This window comes from Sporosarcina sp. NCCP-2716, assembly GCF_023707985.1.
Lineage (GTDB): Bacteria > Bacillota > Bacilli > Bacillales_A > Planococcaceae > Sporosarcina.
This window is the reverse complement of sequence record NZ_BRCF01000004.1, coordinates 101,396-117,158: the sequence shown is the minus strand read 5'-3', so window position 1 is coordinate 117,158 and position 15,763 is coordinate 101,396. Positions and strand designations below refer to the sequence as shown.

Sequence of the window (15,763 nt, the reverse complement as noted above, 5' to 3'; positions counted from 1 at the left end):
ATAGGGCGTTTCTTCATTCTGCAGAGTCTTCCTGCCAATAAGTGACCAGCTCTTCCGCCGGCGTGCGCGGTTTCGCTTTCGGCAATTCGTCGAAATGACCGAACTGCAGCATGCTGATGATGCGCTCACCCGGCTGCACACCGAGTTGTGCACGGAACTTCGGATCATCGAGGAAGCCCGGCGTCTTCCAGCAAGTGCCGATCCCTTTATCCCACGCGAGGAGCATGACGTTCTGGATCAGGATGCTGGCAGCTGCAAAGTCCTCATGCCGCTGTTTCTGACGCGCGTCTTCCGGCACGATGACGAACAGTGCGGCGCTCGCTTTCGTGAACTTGATCATCTGCTTCTCCAACGTTTCCTCGTTCAGCTCTTTCCATTTCGGAACACCGAACTCCCGCAGCACAGCGAGGAATTCCTGGTAATTCTCTTCTGCTGCGAGTACGAAACGCCATGGGTTGCGGTTGCCGTGATTCGGCGCCCAGACAGCGTCTTCCAGAATATCCGTGATATCCCGCTGTTCCACCGGCTGGCCGTTGAAGCTCTTGATGGAACGGCGCGAAATGATTGCGTCTCTTACAGATAGTGCTTGTTCATCCATTTTTGTATCCCCTTTAGCGTTGATACTCCCCAGTATACAACAACCGGAGGGTCTTTTTCGAATTTCGGCACGTTTCGGACGACTCAAGTGAACTGGTCATTGATGTGGAAGAAGATGTATTTCGCATTCGGCCGGTAGGCGTACGAGTCCTTATAGTCCCAGCTGCGCTTTTTGACATCGTACGTATGCGCATTGACGAGCGGCGAGGCGCCGTCTTTCGCGGTGACGATCGTCGAATGATCGAACCGGCCGTCGCCCTGGAAGTCATATAAGATGACGTCACCGAGTTCAAGCTGTTCCGCGGACGCGACCTGGACGGCGGTCAGCCCGCGTTTCGAGCCGGCCAAGTACCAGCGCAGCGAATGCGCGACGGACCAGCTGAAACTCCAGTTGTCCCCCTTGATCCACCAGCCGCGGTCCCGTGCCGGACTGCCATGCATCGGCGCACCGCCCGCCCGCAGGCATTGCGAAATGTAATTCGTGCAGTCGACGTCGAACGACGGATACTCCGGATTGCGCCCATCCCACCACCGATCGGCATACCTGACAGCTGCTTCGCGGTCATACATGATTTCGCCCCCTCCTGAGAACACTATGCGGTCCCCGGGCGATCCATGCCAAACAAAAAACGCCCGCACTTGGCGGACGCATTCCTGAAAATGAAATTCGTGTAATGAAGTATGGAGCATACCGGATTCGAACCGGTGACCCCTTCGCTGCCAGCGAAGTATTCTCCCGCTGAACTAATGCCCCGAGTATGATTGGATTCACGCGCGTTCCAGTGCGTAAATTTTGTGCCAATCTGCTACAATTAGAAGTATACCAAGAAGCGCGAGAAAAGACAACTGTCAGGAGGACGGCATATGCAGCATGCAGAACGTGAATTGACCGCCCCGGTCCTGCTTTGTGATCCAAAAGGGCTGCTGAATCCTGAAGCGATCGGCTTTGCAGCGCAGCCGATCATCCAAAGCAACCTGAGGGGCCAATTCCCCCATAAGAAAAGATGGAATACGTGGACGGTGTACGGCGAAGAGGTTATGTTCACCGCCACGGTCGCCCATTTTGACATCGGTGCGGTCTGTCTCGTCTATTTCCTCGATTACGAAACGGAGCGATTTTTCGAAAAGCGGATTTCGCTGCCGTTCGCCCGGCATGTCAAGATGCCCGAGGAAGTGCTGGCAGACCTGAAGTTCGAGGACAGCCGCCTGTCCCTGCACGTCGTCCAGGAAGACAGGAAGACCCATCTGTACGTGTCCATCGCCGATTTCGATAACGAAACACTCCATGCCGATTTCCTGATCACGCATCCGGAAGACGATGATTCCGTCAATGTCGTCATCCCGAGAAACCGCAATGTGTTCCAGTTCACGGCGAAGCATCATATCCTGCCGACGTCCGGTTTCCTGCAGATCGGCCAGAAACGCTATGAGTTCAACCCGGACTACAGCTTCACGGTGTACAACTATACGCGCGGTGTCTGGCCGCGCAGCACCGAGTGGCAGTGGGCGATGGCGTCCCAGCGGTCCGGCGGGCGCCGGATCGGCCTCAACTTCGGCGGCTGCTGGACGGACGGTACCGGCATGACGGAAAACGCGGTCATCGTCGACGGAGTGATGACGAAAATCCATGAGGATGTACTGTTTTCCTTCAATCCCGAACGCATGATGGAACGATGGACCATCCATACTAAGTTCACCGATTGTGTGGACCTCACCTTCACACCTTTCTTCGAACGGGAGGCGGCCGCCCGCAGACGCGGTGTTAAAGCGGATTTTACGCAAGTGTTCGGCTACTTCAACGGGACAGTCCGGCTCAATTCAGGTGAACGGCTGCTCGTCCGCCGGCTGCTCGGCTCATGCGAAGCGTTCACAGCCAAGTGGTAACCTCCGTCCCGTCTGTTTAAATCCAGTCGAAAACAGGTAGAGTAGTACTAGCAGACAATCGGATCACTTCAGAAAGGACGTGGCATGGTGAAAAAAATGATGACGATGGGTACTGTCCTGTTCGCCGGGATGCTTGTGGCAGGAGGCTGCGGCAACGCGAGCAAAGAGGCGGACAACGACAACCGGGAAGAAGCGGACATCATCACGACGGACGAAAAGGAAGGCGGCGACCGTGATACCGGTGACGCATACGGCTTCAACGACCTCGACCTTGAAATCGACACGAACGGCGAAGATGCCGTCGACGCCGAGTACAAAGTCGAGAAGGATTTCGAGCCGGAGTACGAAAACAAACAGACGAACCTTGACTTGAAAGGGCAGAAAGCCATGGACGAGCTCGACAAGATGTTCACCGCGGTGAACCTGGAAAGCAATATGTCCGGCGAAGAAGCCCGCGACAAGATCCTCGAGTACTTCCAGATTGATGACTATTCGAAGTTCAAACTCGACATCAAGTTCGATGACGGCAAAACCTTGAACTACAAAGATGAAAAATGATGAAAAAAACCACCGGGCCCGGTGGTTTTTTTAATGTCTGGAACTGTGGAGTGTTGGTGCTGTCCATAAAATCGGGAGAGTGATCATAAAACATGGGCAACGCTCATAAATCACGAATACCGCTCATAAATCCTGGAAATCGCTCATAAATCCTCAATACCGCTCATAAATCCTGGAAATCGCTCATAAATCCTCAAAAGCGCTCATAAATCTCGGAAACCGCTCATAAATCATAAAAACCGCTCATAAATCCCCAAAAGCGCTCATAAACCACTCCGCCGGCCGAGGAGTCGCGCAACCCCGAAGCAGCCCCACCACACCCTACAATTTCGACTGCGCGAGCATGTTGTAATAGACACCCTGTTCCGCAATCAGTTCCTGCTGGCTGCCGGATTCGATCAGCCGGCCCTGGTCGAGCACGTAGATCGTATCCGCCTTTTTCACGGTATTCAGCCGGTGGGCGATGACGAAGCTTGTGCGGCCTTCCATGAGTGTTTCGAGTGCCGCCTGGATCTCGAGCTCGGTGACGGTGTCGATGCTGCTCGTCGCTTCGTCGAGAAGCAGAATGACCGGGTCGGCGACGAATGCCCGGGCGATCGACAGCAGCTGTTTCTGCCCCTGGGAAATTTCGCTGCCGTCTGCCGTCAGCAGCGTGTCGTAGCCTTCTTCCAGCCGCTCGATGAATTCGTGTGCGTTCGCCTTATGCGCGGCCGCTTCGATCTCTTCATCGGTCGCATCGAGGCGGCCGTACCGGATGTTCTCCCGGACGGTCGCTTCGAACAGGAACGGATCTTGCAGCACGAACGCCGTCTGGCTGCGGAGTACGCGACGCGGCAGTTCGCTGATCGGGATGCCGTCGATCCGGATCGTCCCTTTGTCCGCTTCGTAGAACCGGGCGAGGAGCTGGACGATCGTCGTCTTGCCTGCGCCCGTCGCACCTAGCAGCGCGGCGGTCTCTCCCTCTTTCACGTGCAGGGAAAGGTCCTCGATCGTATAGCCATCCGTCTCCGGCGCATAGCCGAACGACACATGGTCGAACTCGACGTCGCCTTTCAGCCGGATGTCACCATTGCCTTCCGCCGTATCTTCTTCAGGCGTTTCGTTCATGATCGAGAAGACACGTTCCGCTCCCGCGATCGCGGACAGCACCGTGTTGAACTGGTTGGCCAGGTCATTCAGCGGCCGTGTGAACTGGCGGGCGTATTCCGCAAAGATGACGATCGTCCCGACAGTGACGATGCCGTCGCCACGCAGGGCGAGCAGGCCGCCGATGCCTGCGACGATGGCGAAGCCGAGATTGTTCAGCATGTTCATCACTTTCGGGATGAACCCGGAATACGTCAGCGCCCAGAACGCCGTGTTCCGCAGTTTGCCGCTCTTCTCCGCGAATTCCTCTTTCATGCGCTCTTCCTGGGAGAACGCCTTGACGATCCGCTGGCCGGAAATCGTCTCTTCGATCATGCCGTTCAACTCCCCGATCGCGCGCTGCTGCTGCTTGAACAGGATGCCTGTGCGGCGGGTGATCCAGCGCATGGCGATGAACATGATCGGTACGATGATCATCGTCATCAACGTCAGGAACGGGCTGAGGGACAGCATGACTGCGAGCGTCCCGCCGAGCGTCAGAATGCTTGAGAACACTTGGATGAACGACGAGTTCAGCGTCTGGCTGATGTTTTCGATATCGTTCGTCATTCGGCTCATCAGCTCGCCGTGCTGGCGTTTATCGAAAAAGGAGACCGGCAGTTTCTGCATATGGCTGAACAGCCCGGAACGCAGTTTATAGACCGTGTTCTGTGCGATGCCGACCATCCAGAAGTTCTGGAGATACATTGTCAGTGACGCACCTGCGTAGATGGCGAGCAGGAGGCCGATCTGCTTGCCGAGCCCTGCGGTTTTCATCGGGATGATGAAGTTGTCGATCGTCTTCCCGATCAGGAACGGACCGAGCAGGGTGAGAGCCGAACTGACGAGGACGAGGGCGAGCACCGTGATCAGCAGGCCGCGCTGTTCGTCGACGAGCCGCCAGATGTTCAGCAGCGCTTTCTTCCAGTCGCCGACCTCCTCGCGCGGCCGCTTCGCCCCTTTCTTCAAGTCTTCCTTCTTAAGAATCGGTTCGTAACCGAAGGGTTTCTTCAAGCTGTTGACCACTGTCCTCCACCTCCTCTTCCAATTGGGACTCGGCAATTTTGCGGTAGAGTGCCGACTGCTCCATCAGTTCGGCGTGGGTGCCATACGCCGAGACCTCCCCTTCATCCATCAGGAGGATCTTATCCGCCCCTTGCGCCGTATGGATCTTCTGCGTGATGACGATCATCGTGGACCGTTCGTCTTCGAGCGCTTCCCAGAGGGCGTTCTCGGTCTTCACGTCGAGCGCGCTCGTACTGTCGTCGAGCAACAGGACGGCCGGTTTGCGGACGAGGGCCCGGGCGATAGAGAGACGCTGTTTCTGGCCGCCTGACAAGTTGACGCCCTTCTGCCCGACCCGTGTGTCGTAGTTTGCCGGGAACCGCAGGATCGACGAGTGGATCTGCGCTTTTTCAGCGGCAGCTTCCAGTTCGTCCGCCCGTGCTTCCGGGTCCCCCCATGCGAGGTTCTCCCGGATCGTGCCGGTGAACAGGACGGACTGCTGCGGCACGAGGCCGATCGCGTTCCGCAGTTCCTCGAGCGGCCAGTCGCGGATATCCTTCCCGTCAAGCAGGATGCGGCCGGACGTCGCGGTGAATATCCGCGGGATCAGGTTGAGCATCGTCGATTTCCCGGACCCCGTCGCTCCCATCACGGCGATCTTCTGACCCGGCCGGATGTCGAACGACACGTCTTTCAGTACATCCTCTTCATGTCCCGGATAATGGAACGACACGCGGTCGAAGGTGAGGGCGCCCTGTTTCAATTCCGAGCCGCCCCCCTGCTGGACAGCGGACTCTTCTTCATCGTCCTCCGCAAGCAGCACTTCCTCCATACGGGTCGACGAGGCCTGCGCACGGGAGAAGGCGATGATCATGAAGGAGAACATCGAGAAGCCGCCGGTGATGCGGAATGCGTAGTTGACGATCGCGACGATCTCGCCGACCTTCGCGTCCCCGGCGCGGACCGTCCCGACGCCGAACCAGAGGACGAGCATGAGGCTGCCGTTCATGATCAGCAGCAGTACGGGCATGATCAGTTCCATCATCCGGAACGCTTTGACGGTGTCTTTCCGCAACAGGTCCGCCGTCTTCGCGAACCGGCTGCTTTCGTATGCTCCTCGAAGGTAAGCCTTGATGAGCCGGACGGCCTGGAGGTTCTCCTGATTGACCCGGTTCACCCGGTCGAGCCGGCGCTGGACGTCCGCGAAATAGCCGACCCCTTTCCTTGCCATGACGAACAGGAAGATGAGGAGGAACGGCACGCCGATCACGAGGAATGCGGCGAGTTTTGCGTTCACGAACAGCGCCATAATGAGACTTCCGACGACGAGCAGCGGAGCGCGCAAGAGGAAGCGTACGCCCATGAACAGGATGTTCTGCGCCATCGTCACGTCACTTGTCAGTCGGGTGATGAGCGACGAAGACGGAAACCGCAGGAACGTCGCCATCGAGAACGACTGGATGCGCCGGAACAGCGCCTGGCGGATATCGTAGCCGAAGCCTTGTGCGGCATGGGCGGCGAAATACGAGTTGGTGATCCCGGCGGCGAATGCGAGGAGTGCGAGGCCGAGCATGGCAATCCCGAATACGAGGATCGTCCCGCGATCGCCCGCCGTGATGCCGTCATCAATGATTTTCGCAATTAAAAGCGGCTGCACGAGCTCAACCGCCAGTTCCACGAGCATCATGGCAATCGCGATGATGATCGCCCACTTGTAAGGCTTTGCATAGGAGAATACTGTTTTCACGTCCATCGTCCTTCCTGAAATGTTTCGCTAAACGAATTAGTTAGGTGTAATTAGTATGCCACATCGTGAAGTCAGTGTATAGCGAATGAACTGAATTGTCTGATCCGGCTATGACGTCTGCTGACAGAGTCAGAGAATGCAAAAACGCTCCCATGGCAGGGAGCGTCCATACGTTCATCCATTCATTCAGGCAGGGTCTTCCTTCGATTTGCCGCCGGCAACGGAAATCCCCGTCACGCCGAGCAGCATGACGATCGCCCCAGTGAGCTGCCAGGCCCCGAGCATCGCGCCGAACCAGACGACCGACACGATCATCGCGGTCAGCGGTTCAAAACTCGACAGGATGCTCGTCTCGATCGGCGTGATGTACTTCATGCTGCCGAGGAACAGCAGGAACGCGAGCGTGCCGACAAAGATGATGCCGGTGAGCATGCCCGCGATCTGCCAGTCCATGAGAAACTGCATCTCGCGAAAAAGACGGAGCGGATTGGTGATGAACAGCGCAGCCCCGCCGACGACCATCGCCCAGCCGATCGACAGCAGCACGCCCCACTCCTGCATCAGCCGGACGGGGTACAGCGTGTAGAATGTGAATGCAAACCCGACAGCCACCCCCCAGAACAAAGCGGCCGGCGTCATGCTGAAGCCGGACAGCGAGCCGTTCGTCAGCAGCAGGAACAGCCCGCCGAGCGTGACAATCATCCCTGCGATTTGGGCGAACGGCGGCACGAACCGCTGGCGTATGGAAACGAACAGGATGACGTAGATCGGCGACAGGAACTGGAACAAGGTCGCAAGCACGGCGTTACTTTCGGAAATCGCCGACGTGAACGCGAATTGGACGCCAAGCATCCCTGCCACACCGAAGATGACCATCTGCCGCGACCACACTTTTTGCCGCCATGGCCGCATCACCTGCTTGCCTTTCAATCGCAAATAGGCAATTAGCAGCAATCCCGCGACCAACAGCCGGACTGTCAGCAGAAACGACACGGACATGCCGCTGTTTTCGAGTGTCCACTCCATCATCGGGCCGGAAAGCCCCCAAAGAGCAGCCCCGCTGATTATCATGACAAGCCCTTTTACCCGTCCCATCCGATCACCTTCACTCCCGTGCAAATTTGGTTACAACTAAAATACTTGTTGAATTTATTGATTATAGGTGAAAAGTTCGGGATTCTCCTATATACTAGTCTTATGAACTAGTCGAGAGGAGAACTTCCATGACCACTTTACACGAACAGACCGCATCTGACATGCCGGACATTCGTCGCAGTCTCGATCATTATTATATGGTAACTCAAACGGATGCGGAAGGTCTCGTCATTTCAGTAAATAAAAACTTTCTGAATGTTAGCAATTGGACGCCGAAACGGGTGCTCGGGAAAACGATCTGGCAGCTGTTCGATGATTCCGAACAGGCGCAAAGCACGATCCACACGATCTGGGAGCAGCTCCAGGCCGGCAAAACGTGGTTCGGCACCGCACAGAAACAGAAACGGACCGGGGAAACGTACTTCTCCAACCTGCTGGCTGTGCCTGAAATGGACGCAAATGGCGTGTTCGAGCAGGCCCTTTTCCTCGAGCTCGACATTACGGAGGATATCCAGACGAAGGAGCGGCTTGAGCAGATCGCGTTCATCGACATCGAAACGGGTCTGATGAGCCGCCACAAACTCGAAGCGCTCGTGAACGAGATGATCGGAGAAGACAAAAGTTTCTCGTTCGTCTATTTGTCCATCGATCATTACTATACGTTGAAGGAACTGCAGAACGGGACCGACGAAACCGAGCTGACCCAGGCGTTCGCGAACCGTATGAAGCGCTATTTCCAGGACAATCCGATCGCCCGCATCGGCAGCAGCCAGTTCGTCATCCTGACACCGTTCGGCGACTGGTATGTCCAGGGCTTCCTCGATTTCCTCGAACAGCAGCCGCTCTACATCGGCAATGAGGCGCTTCCGCTGTCGATCAGCGGCGGCATCGCGCGCTATCCGGAAGACCAGAAGAGCTACGTGAACTTGCTGGAAGCCGCCGCGATGACGCTCGACGAAGTACGTCAGCAGGGCGGCGGCAAGATCATCTCGCTGTCGGCCGCCTCGCATAAGGTGCTGAACCGACGGTCGCTCATCAACCGGAAACTGCTGACGGCGCTCGACCGCAACGCTCTGGAAGTCGTCTATCAGCCGCAGTATGACGTGGCCGCGAAACAAGTGACGGTCTACGAAGCACTCGTCCGCTGGGAAGACGACGAACTCGGCACGGTATCCCCGGACGAGCTGATCCCGATCGCGGAGTCGAACGGACTGATCGCCAACATCGGCGGATATGTACTGACGGAAGCCGCCCAGCTCGCTGTGCAGCTGGAAGCGGAGAACGGCAGTCCGCACGTGTCCGTGAACACATCCGTACGCGAGTTTTCCAATCAGCCGATGAAAGACAAGATCCTCGCGATCCTGCAGACGGCGTCCTGCCGCCCGGGCCAGCTGGAGCTGGAGATCACCGAGAAATTCGCCTTCCAGGCGGAGGAAGAGCAGTCGATCATCCAGCAGATGAAGGAACTGCAGGACGCCGGCGTGAACTTCACGCTGGATGATTTCGGGACCGGGTATGCGTCGTTCCGCTACATGCAGTACTTGCCGATCTCCAAAGTGAAGATCGACAAAGTGTATATGACCAGCCTGCTGACCCATCCGAAGACGCAGCAGCTCGTCGAAGGGATGATCCAGTTCAGCAAGACGATGGGCCTGTACACGATCGCAGAAGGCGTCGAGACCGAAGCGCAGTTCGACCTGCTCGTCTCGATGGGCATCGATGCTGTGCAGGGTTATTATATCGGCGCGCCTGTCCGTGCCGAAGAACTCCATAGCCAGAAATGAGAAAAGAGCGCGGCCTGATGAAGGCTCGCGCTCTTTTTGGCATTCACTTCTGCTTGAAACGCTCGGTTTTATCCCACCCGATGATCTGCCGGTTCTTCTTCGCCTTGACGTACAGAATGAGGCTCCGCACGAATAAATACGAAAACAGCTGCGCATAGGTGAAATACATGATGACGCTGATGAACACATTGAGCGGCGTGAACGTCCGCTGCGTCGCCTGCGCGGCGAACAGCTGGGTCGTATAGACGATGTACGCCAAATACCAGATGAACAGCAGCGGATACGTATACTCGATATAGAAGATGTCGAGGATACCGAGAGCGAACCAGACGTACGAAATGATGAGGAACAGCCAGAAGATGACATACACGAGCAGCTGATGGATGGAATGGACGAGCAGTTTGCCCTTGAAATAGCCCGGTTCCGTCAGCGTCTTCTCGACGATGTACAGGTTCCCCTGCAGCCAGCGCGTCCGCTGTTTCAAATAGACGCCGAGCGTTTCAGGCTCCTGTTCCCATGTGATGGAGTCCGGGACGATCGGCAAATAGTAGCCCGCCTTCGTGATCCGCAGCGTCAGTTCCGCGTCTTCCGCGATCGCGTACGGATCGTACCCGCCGAGTTCCTCGATGACGGACCGTTTGACGAGCATGTTAGTCCCTGTCAGCGATCCGGTCTTGAACAGCTGCCAGCGGCCCGACTGCATGAGCAGCTGGAACACTTGGAACTCGATCGAGATCATCCGCGTCAGCCAGTTCGCCTGTTCGTTGACCGTCCGGACATAGCCGACCGCACCGGCGGACCGCTCATGGGTTTCCGCGACTGCAACGAGCTGGATAAGTGCATTCGGATCCGGCTGATTATCCGCATCATACACACAATAATACGCGCCGGATGAAATGCCCAAGCCGTGATTCAGCACGCGGGATTTCCCTTTCGGCTCCCCTGGCGGCACTTCGATGTGGTGGACATTGCGGAACGTCGCAGCGAAATCCGCGGCGATCTCCCCGGTTTCATCCGACGAATTATCGTTCAGCACGTAGATCTGCAAATCCCCCGGATAGACGAGCGCCGTCATCGCTTCGAGCGTATCCCTGATAACTACGCCCTCGTTATGTGCGGGGATCAGGATGTCGACACTCGGGTAATGGTCCAGCTCGGGAACCGGTTTCCGGCGCAGCCGGTTGTAGAGCCCCGCCACCGTCAGCAACGAATAGTAGGTGAGCAGTGTCAGGAACAGGGCCGTCGTCAGGAACAGCAGCAGCTTGACGCTGAACACCGCGGCGAATACGAGCAGCGCGATGAACAGGACCGCCGTGACCAGCAGCACGATAAGCCGTCTGCTCATGCGATCACCAGCAATTCACCGATCGACCGCTGCCCGTCGATGCGGCGGGTTTCCCAGCGTATCCGCTCCAGTGCATCCGGCTCAAGCTGACGCGCCATCGCCTCCTGCAGCCGGCCTTCGACGACGGCGAACCCTTCTTCGCCGACGTGCTGAAGGACGACGACAAGCGTCGTGCCGTCCCATTGCCCGACGAGGTCATACTGTTTGCGCAGCGTGCCGTAAATGGCCGCCGAGCTCGCGAGCACCGCCTGCTTCCTTGCACTTCTCCGCAATTCCGACAGGTCGGCTTTCAGGAAATAGCCTGACTCTTCGTGGCGCGCCATCGCAGACAGGACAAGGGTCGCCTGCTTTTCGAACTCCCGTTTCGTCAGGACCCCCTGTTCGGAGATGAATTCACGGAGTTCTTCCACCCGTTCTTTCAGCGCCGCATTCTCCTTCCGATAGGAGAATACGTATTTCGCGAGGCTGTACAAGGCGAACAGATGGAGCAGGAACAGGAAATGGAGACCGATGCCGGCCGCCTGCTCGCCAGGCGACCACCCTTCGGCGAAAGCCAAATACAGGAAATAAAAGACCGTCACCAAGGTGAACAGGATATACAGGAAAAACGCGGTCCTGTCGGCAACGGAGAAAAACAGCACAGCGCAGCCCGCCAGCAATATTGTCATCGTGATGAGCCGCGTCTCCGTCTGGAAACCGAGCAGGACGGATGCCGTCACCAGCCAGACGACAGCAGCAGCCGGCAGCTGCAGACGCTGCCATGGTGCAGTACGGGTATTCATTCGACAGACCTCCAATCGGAAGCATTCATTATAGTAGATGGGTCTCTTGCCTTTAGTAGATGGTTTCCCTATCAGTATAGTTGGAAACACCTTAGGTTTGCACGGCGGACAGTCGGGAATACTCGGATTAGATAACCGGTAAGGAGGGTTTTACCCATGTCGGAAAACAAATACGAGAAGATCGACGAACAAGTGAAACCGCAGACGCAGGACCAGCAGCCAGGCGTCGAGGCGGAAATGTCCCCCCAGCCGATCTATGATGATGAAAACTACAAAGGCTCCGGGAAGCTGAAAGGCAAAAAGGCGCTCATCACCGGTGGCGACAGCGGAATCGGCCGTGCCGTAGCGGTCGCCTTCGCGAAAGAGGGCGCAGATGTCGCCATCGCCTATTTGAGTGAAGACGAAGATGTGGATGCGGATAAAACCGTCCAGCTCATCGAACAGTATGGCGGCAAAGCATTCAAGAAACGGATCGACATCAGCGAAGAGGAGAACTGCGAAACACTCGTCGAAGAGGTCGTGAAGGAATTCGGCGGTCTCGACGTGCTCGTCAACAATGCGGGCAAACAGTTTCCTCAGCAGTCGCTGCTCGACATTTCGGGTGATCAGCTGCGGGAGACGTTCGACACAAACTTCTTCGGCCTATTCTACATGACCCGTGCGGCGCTCCCTCATCTGCAGGAAGGCGCATCAATCGTGAACACGTCATCCGTGACGGCATACAACGGTTCTCCGGGACTGCTCGATTACTCGGCGACGAAAGGGGCGATCACGTCGTTCACCCGTTCGCTCGCGCTCAACTTGGCGGAGAAGAAGATCCGCGTGAACGCGGTTGCCCCCGGACCGATCTGGACACCGCTCATCCCTGCGACGTTCGACGCCAAAACCGTCGAAGCGCATGGCAGCGACACGCCGATGAAACGGCGCGGCGAACCCGCCGAAAACGCACCGGCCTACGTGTTCCTGGCGTCGTCCGACTCCAGCTACATGACCGGCCAGACGATCCACGTCGACGGCGGCGATTTTGTCGGCTCCTGAGTATGGAACCGTCCCATGAGAGATTCTCATGGGGCGGTTTTTTTGCGCGGGTGTCCCGGGGGCGGAGGTGCGTAATTGACCGGGGAACGCGCGTATTCTCTCGGGAGCGCGCGTATTCCGGGGCCGAGCGCGCGCATTCTCTCGGGAACGCGCGTATTTCTCTGAAGACGCGTATTCTCTCGGGAACGCGCATATTCCATGGGCGAGCGCGCGCATTCTCTCGGGAACGCGCGTATTCCGGGGCCGAGCACGCGCAAACCCGGCGGGAACGCGCGTATTTCTCTGAAGGCGCGTATTCCACTGCCGAGCGCGCGTATTTCTCTGAAGACGCGTATTCCACTGCCGAGCGCGCGTATTCTCCCGGGAACGCGCCTATTCCAGGCGCGAGCGCGCGCATTCGCCTCTTCCCTGTTGATAACACGCCCCCCATCTCACTGCACTCTCCAGATACCTGTGGATAACCCGTCTTTCATCCCCCAATTGGGTATAACTATCGCTTTAATTGTCGATAACTTCTGAAATTAATTTTTTATCCACAAAAAAGGCCGCCAGATATCGTGTCTGACGGCCCTTTCTTATCCACATTATGCTTCTGCGATTTCTTGATTCTTCGAGTAGCGTTTGCTGAACAGCAAGGCGAAATACCCGGCTGTCAGCGCAAGGCAGACGACCATGAATCCTAGAAGGACACCATTCGATGCCCAAAGGTGCTGCATGTCTCCGGTGGAAATCGACGCTTTGAATGCCTGGACGGAGTACGTCATCGGCAGGAATTTATTGAAAATCTGCAGCGGTTCCGGAATGAGTTCGAGCGGGAACGTTCCGGCGCTTGTGACGAGCTGCATGATGAGCACGAGAATCGCCACGAAGCGGCCTGCATCGCTGAGGACTGAGACGAACAGCTGCACGAGCGCGATGAATGTGTAGCTCGTGATGACCGCCGTCAGGATGAACATCGGCGTATCGATCGTCTCCATGCCGAGTCCGTACTTGATGATCGCTACGGCGAGCAGGGCCTGGATGAGCCCAACGACCGCGAGAACCGATACTTTACTTGCGAACCAGCGGAATGGTCCGGTCGGTGAGATGGCTGGTTCGATGAGCGGGAAGACGATCGAGAGCAGGAGCGCTCCGACGAACAGTCCGAGTGACAGGAAGTACGGCGCGAAGCCGGTTCCGTAGTTCGGCACTTCGTTGACCGCGTCTTTTTCCACGTCGACCGGTGCTGCCGCCATATCATATGTTTTGTCGGTCGGTTTCACTTCGGAAGCCGTTTCGTTCGCTTCCGCAAGCTTTTCTTGGAGTGTTCCGGTTCCTTCATTCAATTCTTTGGCACCGTCTGCGAGCGCAGCCGAGCCGTTCGCCAATTCACGTGACTTCGACGCGAGTGTTCCTGTGCCGTCCGTCAATGTTTTCGACCCTTCATTCAGAGCCGTCAATCCGTTGACGAGCTGGCTTGATCCTTCTTTTGCAGCAGACGCGCCTGCCGCCAGTTTACCGACACCTGCGTTCAGAGCCGCGTTGCCGTCAGCAAGGGAAGAAGCCCCTGCCAGCAACTGGCCGGATTTGCTGTTCAATTCGTTCACACCGGCAAGTGCCTGCGAGTGGGCGCCGGCGAGCTGACCAGCCGCGCCGTTCAGCTGTTTTGCGCCGGTTTGGAGAGCACCTGTGCCAGCTGATAATTCACCGAGACCGCCTGCCACTTGTGCGCTTCCTTGTTTCAATTGGCCGAGTGCGCCTTTGAGTGCAGCCTGCTGCTCTTCAGGAAGCTGCGCCAAAATCGGTGCGAGCTGATCCGACAGCTGGGCAATGCCTGCGTTCACTTGCTGTGCGCCGCCTGTCAGCTGACCGGCCGCCGCATTCAGCGAGCCTGATTTCTCGGCGAGATTCGCAACACCGGCACCGAATTCCTTCTCTTTGGCACCGATCTGCTGGTAACTGCTGGCGAGTTTCCCGACACCTTGCGTATACTGGGCGATCCCGCTTTTCAGATCGGTCGCGCCGGCAGCCGCTTTCTGCGAGCCGCCCTGCAGTTCGTTCACACCTGATGCGAGCGTACCAAGTCCTGAATTCAGGGAAGATGCGCCATTCGCTGCTTCCGCCACGCCTTTCTTCAGACGGTCGGAACCGTCGGCGAGAGTCACGGTGCTGGACGCAAGCTGTTCCAAATAGCCTTTCAGATCATCTGTCCCCGAGACGAGTTTGCCGGAACCGTCATGCAGTTTGCCGGCCCCTTCCGCCGCATCGCCGAAGCCGTCGCCCATCTCCTTGATGGAGTCGAACAGCTGCTCAGCATACGTGGCAGATACTTTCTCGTTCACTTCCGCTTTGATGCGGTCCATGGCGGTTTCCCCGATTTGCGCCGACAGGAAGTTGAATCCTTCGTTCGGCTTGTAGATCAACGCCAATTTCTCCGGTGTTTCATCCAGCAGCGTCGTCGCATGCTGGGAGAAGTTATCCGGAATTTCAATCGTCATGTAGTAGTCCTGATCCTGCAGTCCTTTACGTGCTTCTTCCTTCGAAATCCCCTGGAAGTCGAACTGTTTACTGTCGACAAGCTTGTCGACGAGCTCATTCCCGAGGTCAAGGTGTTCCCCTTCGTAGTCCGCGCCTTCGTCCATATTCACGACGGCGACAGGCAGTGCGTCCATATTGGCGTACGGATCCCAGAACGCCCACAAAAACATTCCCGCATATAAGACGGGGATGAACAAAATAGCAATCATCGGTACGATCATTTTGCGGGTGCGGAGCAATTGCTTCCATTCCGCCCCTGTCATCGTCTTCTTCATTCCCAGATTCC

General features: G+C 56.9%; 12 protein-coding genes and 1 tRNA gene. 4 read left to right on the top strand and 9 right to left on the bottom strand.

The features are described 5' to 3' along the window. Positions 1-13 precede the first annotated feature (13 nt). From NFU03_RS07875 to NFU03_RS07865, 3 genes are all read right to left on the bottom strand, one after another. The gene (locus tag NFU03_RS07875; protein ID WP_251637645.1) at positions 14-598 is read right to left on the bottom strand and encodes a nitroreductase family protein; all 585 of its coding nucleotides are present in this window, start codon (positions 596-598) and stop codon (positions 14-16) included. A gap of 83 nt (positions 599-681) precedes the next feature. Beyond that, complete coding sequence (locus NFU03_RS07870) at positions 682-1,167, bottom strand: amidase domain-containing protein (protein WP_251637643.1); 486 nt, start codon at positions 1,165-1,167, stop codon at positions 682-684. A gap of 112 nt (positions 1,168-1,279) precedes the next feature. Continuing rightward, a tRNA-Ala gene (locus NFU03_RS07865) sits at positions 1,280-1,351 on the bottom strand. Between the two features lie 110 nt (positions 1,352-1,461). On the opposite strand from NFU03_RS07865, the gene NFU03_RS07860 reads away from it, so the two are divergent. Together NFU03_RS07860 and NFU03_RS07855 are read left to right on the top strand one after the other, a co-directional pair. Continuing rightward, positions 1,462-2,481: a DUF2804 domain-containing protein gene (locus tag NFU03_RS07860; RefSeq protein ID WP_251637641.1), complete on the top strand. Its 1,020-nt coding sequence runs from the start codon at positions 1,462-1,464 to the stop codon at positions 2,479-2,481. Between the two features lie 96 nt (positions 2,482-2,577). After that, positions 2,578-3,039 (top strand): YusW family protein, encoded by a 462-nt coding sequence (locus tag NFU03_RS07855; protein ID WP_251637863.1) that lies wholly within the window; start codon positions 2,578-2,580, stop codon positions 3,037-3,039. 321 nt (positions 3,040-3,360) lie between these two features. Here the strand turns inward: NFU03_RS07855 and NFU03_RS07850 are convergent, their stop codons facing one another. From NFU03_RS07850 to NFU03_RS07840, 3 genes are all read right to left on the bottom strand, one after another. Further along, the gene (locus tag NFU03_RS07850) at positions 3,361-5,190 is read right to left on the bottom strand and encodes an ABC transporter ATP-binding protein (protein ID WP_251637639.1); all 1,830 of its coding nucleotides are present in this window, start codon (positions 5,188-5,190) and stop codon (positions 3,361-3,363) included. Continuing rightward, positions 5,144-6,916 (bottom strand): ABC transporter ATP-binding protein, encoded by a 1,773-nt coding sequence (locus NFU03_RS07845; RefSeq protein ID WP_251637638.1) that lies wholly within the window; start codon positions 6,914-6,916, stop codon positions 5,144-5,146. Before NFU03_RS07845 ends, NFU03_RS07850 begins: the two co-directional genes overlap by 47 nt. Before the next feature lie 186 nt (positions 6,917-7,102). Further along, positions 7,103-8,011, bottom strand: a complete 909-nt coding sequence (locus tag NFU03_RS07840) for a DMT family transporter (protein ID WP_251637636.1) — start codon at positions 8,009-8,011, stop codon at positions 7,103-7,105. Positions 8,012-8,139: 128 nt separating this feature from the next. Here NFU03_RS07840 and NFU03_RS07835 point away from each other — a divergent pair, with 128 nt between their 5' ends. Continuing rightward, positions 8,140-9,795: a sensor domain-containing protein gene (locus NFU03_RS07835; protein WP_251637634.1), complete on the top strand. Its 1,656-nt coding sequence runs from the start codon at positions 8,140-8,142 to the stop codon at positions 9,793-9,795. 43 nt (positions 9,796-9,838) lie between these two features. Here NFU03_RS07835 and NFU03_RS07830 read toward each other — a convergent pair whose 3' ends face one another. Next, the gene (locus tag NFU03_RS07830) at positions 9,839-11,140 is read right to left on the bottom strand and encodes a glycosyltransferase family 2 protein (RefSeq protein WP_251637632.1); all 1,302 of its coding nucleotides are present in this window, start codon (positions 11,138-11,140) and stop codon (positions 9,839-9,841) included. Further along, on the bottom strand, positions 11,137-11,922 hold the full coding sequence (locus NFU03_RS07825; RefSeq protein ID WP_251637630.1) for a nucleotidyl cyclase domain-containing protein: 786 nt from the start codon (positions 11,920-11,922) through the stop codon (positions 11,137-11,139). Before NFU03_RS07825 ends, NFU03_RS07830 begins: the two co-directional genes overlap by 4 nt. A gap of 156 nt (positions 11,923-12,078) precedes the next feature. On the opposite strand from NFU03_RS07825, the gene NFU03_RS07820 reads away from it, so the two are divergent. Further along, positions 12,079-12,960 carry an SDR family oxidoreductase gene (locus NFU03_RS07820; RefSeq protein WP_251637628.1) on the top strand — a complete coding sequence of 294 codons (882 nt, stop codon included), beginning with the start codon at positions 12,079-12,081 and terminating at the stop codon, positions 12,958-12,960. A gap of 584 nt (positions 12,961-13,544) precedes the next feature. Here the strand turns inward: NFU03_RS07820 and NFU03_RS07815 are convergent. Further along, the gene (locus tag NFU03_RS07815; protein ID WP_251637626.1) at positions 13,545-15,752 is read right to left on the bottom strand and encodes a YhgE/Pip domain-containing protein; all 2,208 of its coding nucleotides are present in this window, start codon (positions 15,750-15,752) and stop codon (positions 13,545-13,547) included. Between the last annotated feature and the right edge of the window lie 11 nt (positions 15,753-15,763).

What these genes read in the sequence shown, in the direction of transcription:
- NFU03_RS07825 (WP_251637630.1), bottom strand. Translation starts at nt 11,922, where the DNA reads ATGAATACCCGTACTGCACCATGGCAGCGTCTGCAGCTGCCGGCTGCT.
- NFU03_RS07870 (WP_251637643.1), bottom strand. Translation starts at nt 1,167, where the DNA reads ATGTATGACCGCGAAGCAGCTGTCAGGTATGCCGATCGGTGGTGGGAT.
- NFU03_RS07875 (WP_251637645.1), bottom strand. Translation starts at nt 598, where the DNA reads ATGGATGAACAAGCACTATCTGTAAGAGACGCAATCATTTCGCGCCGT.
- NFU03_RS07840 (WP_251637636.1), bottom strand. Translation starts at nt 8,011, where the DNA reads ATGGGACGGGTAAAAGGGCTTGTCATGATAATCAGCGGGGCTGCTCTT.
- NFU03_RS07830 (WP_251637632.1), bottom strand. Translation starts at nt 11,140, where the DNA reads ATGAGCAGACGGCTTATCGTGCTGCTGGTCACGGCGGTCCTGTTCATC.
- NFU03_RS07860 (WP_251637641.1), top strand. Translation starts at nt 1,462, where the DNA reads ATGCAGCATGCAGAACGTGAATTGACCGCCCCGGTCCTGCTTTGTGAT.
- NFU03_RS07815 (WP_251637626.1), bottom strand. Translation starts at nt 15,752, where the DNA reads ATGAAGAAGACGATGACAGGGGCGGAATGGAAGCAATTGCTCCGCACC.
- NFU03_RS07835 (WP_251637634.1), top strand. Translation starts at nt 8,140, where the DNA reads ATGACCACTTTACACGAACAGACCGCATCTGACATGCCGGACATTCGT.
- NFU03_RS07820 (WP_251637628.1), top strand. Translation starts at nt 12,079, where the DNA reads ATGTCGGAAAACAAATACGAGAAGATCGACGAACAAGTGAAACCGCAG.
- NFU03_RS07855 (WP_251637863.1), top strand. Translation starts at nt 2,578, where the DNA reads ATGATGACGATGGGTACTGTCCTGTTCGCCGGGATGCTTGTGGCAGGA.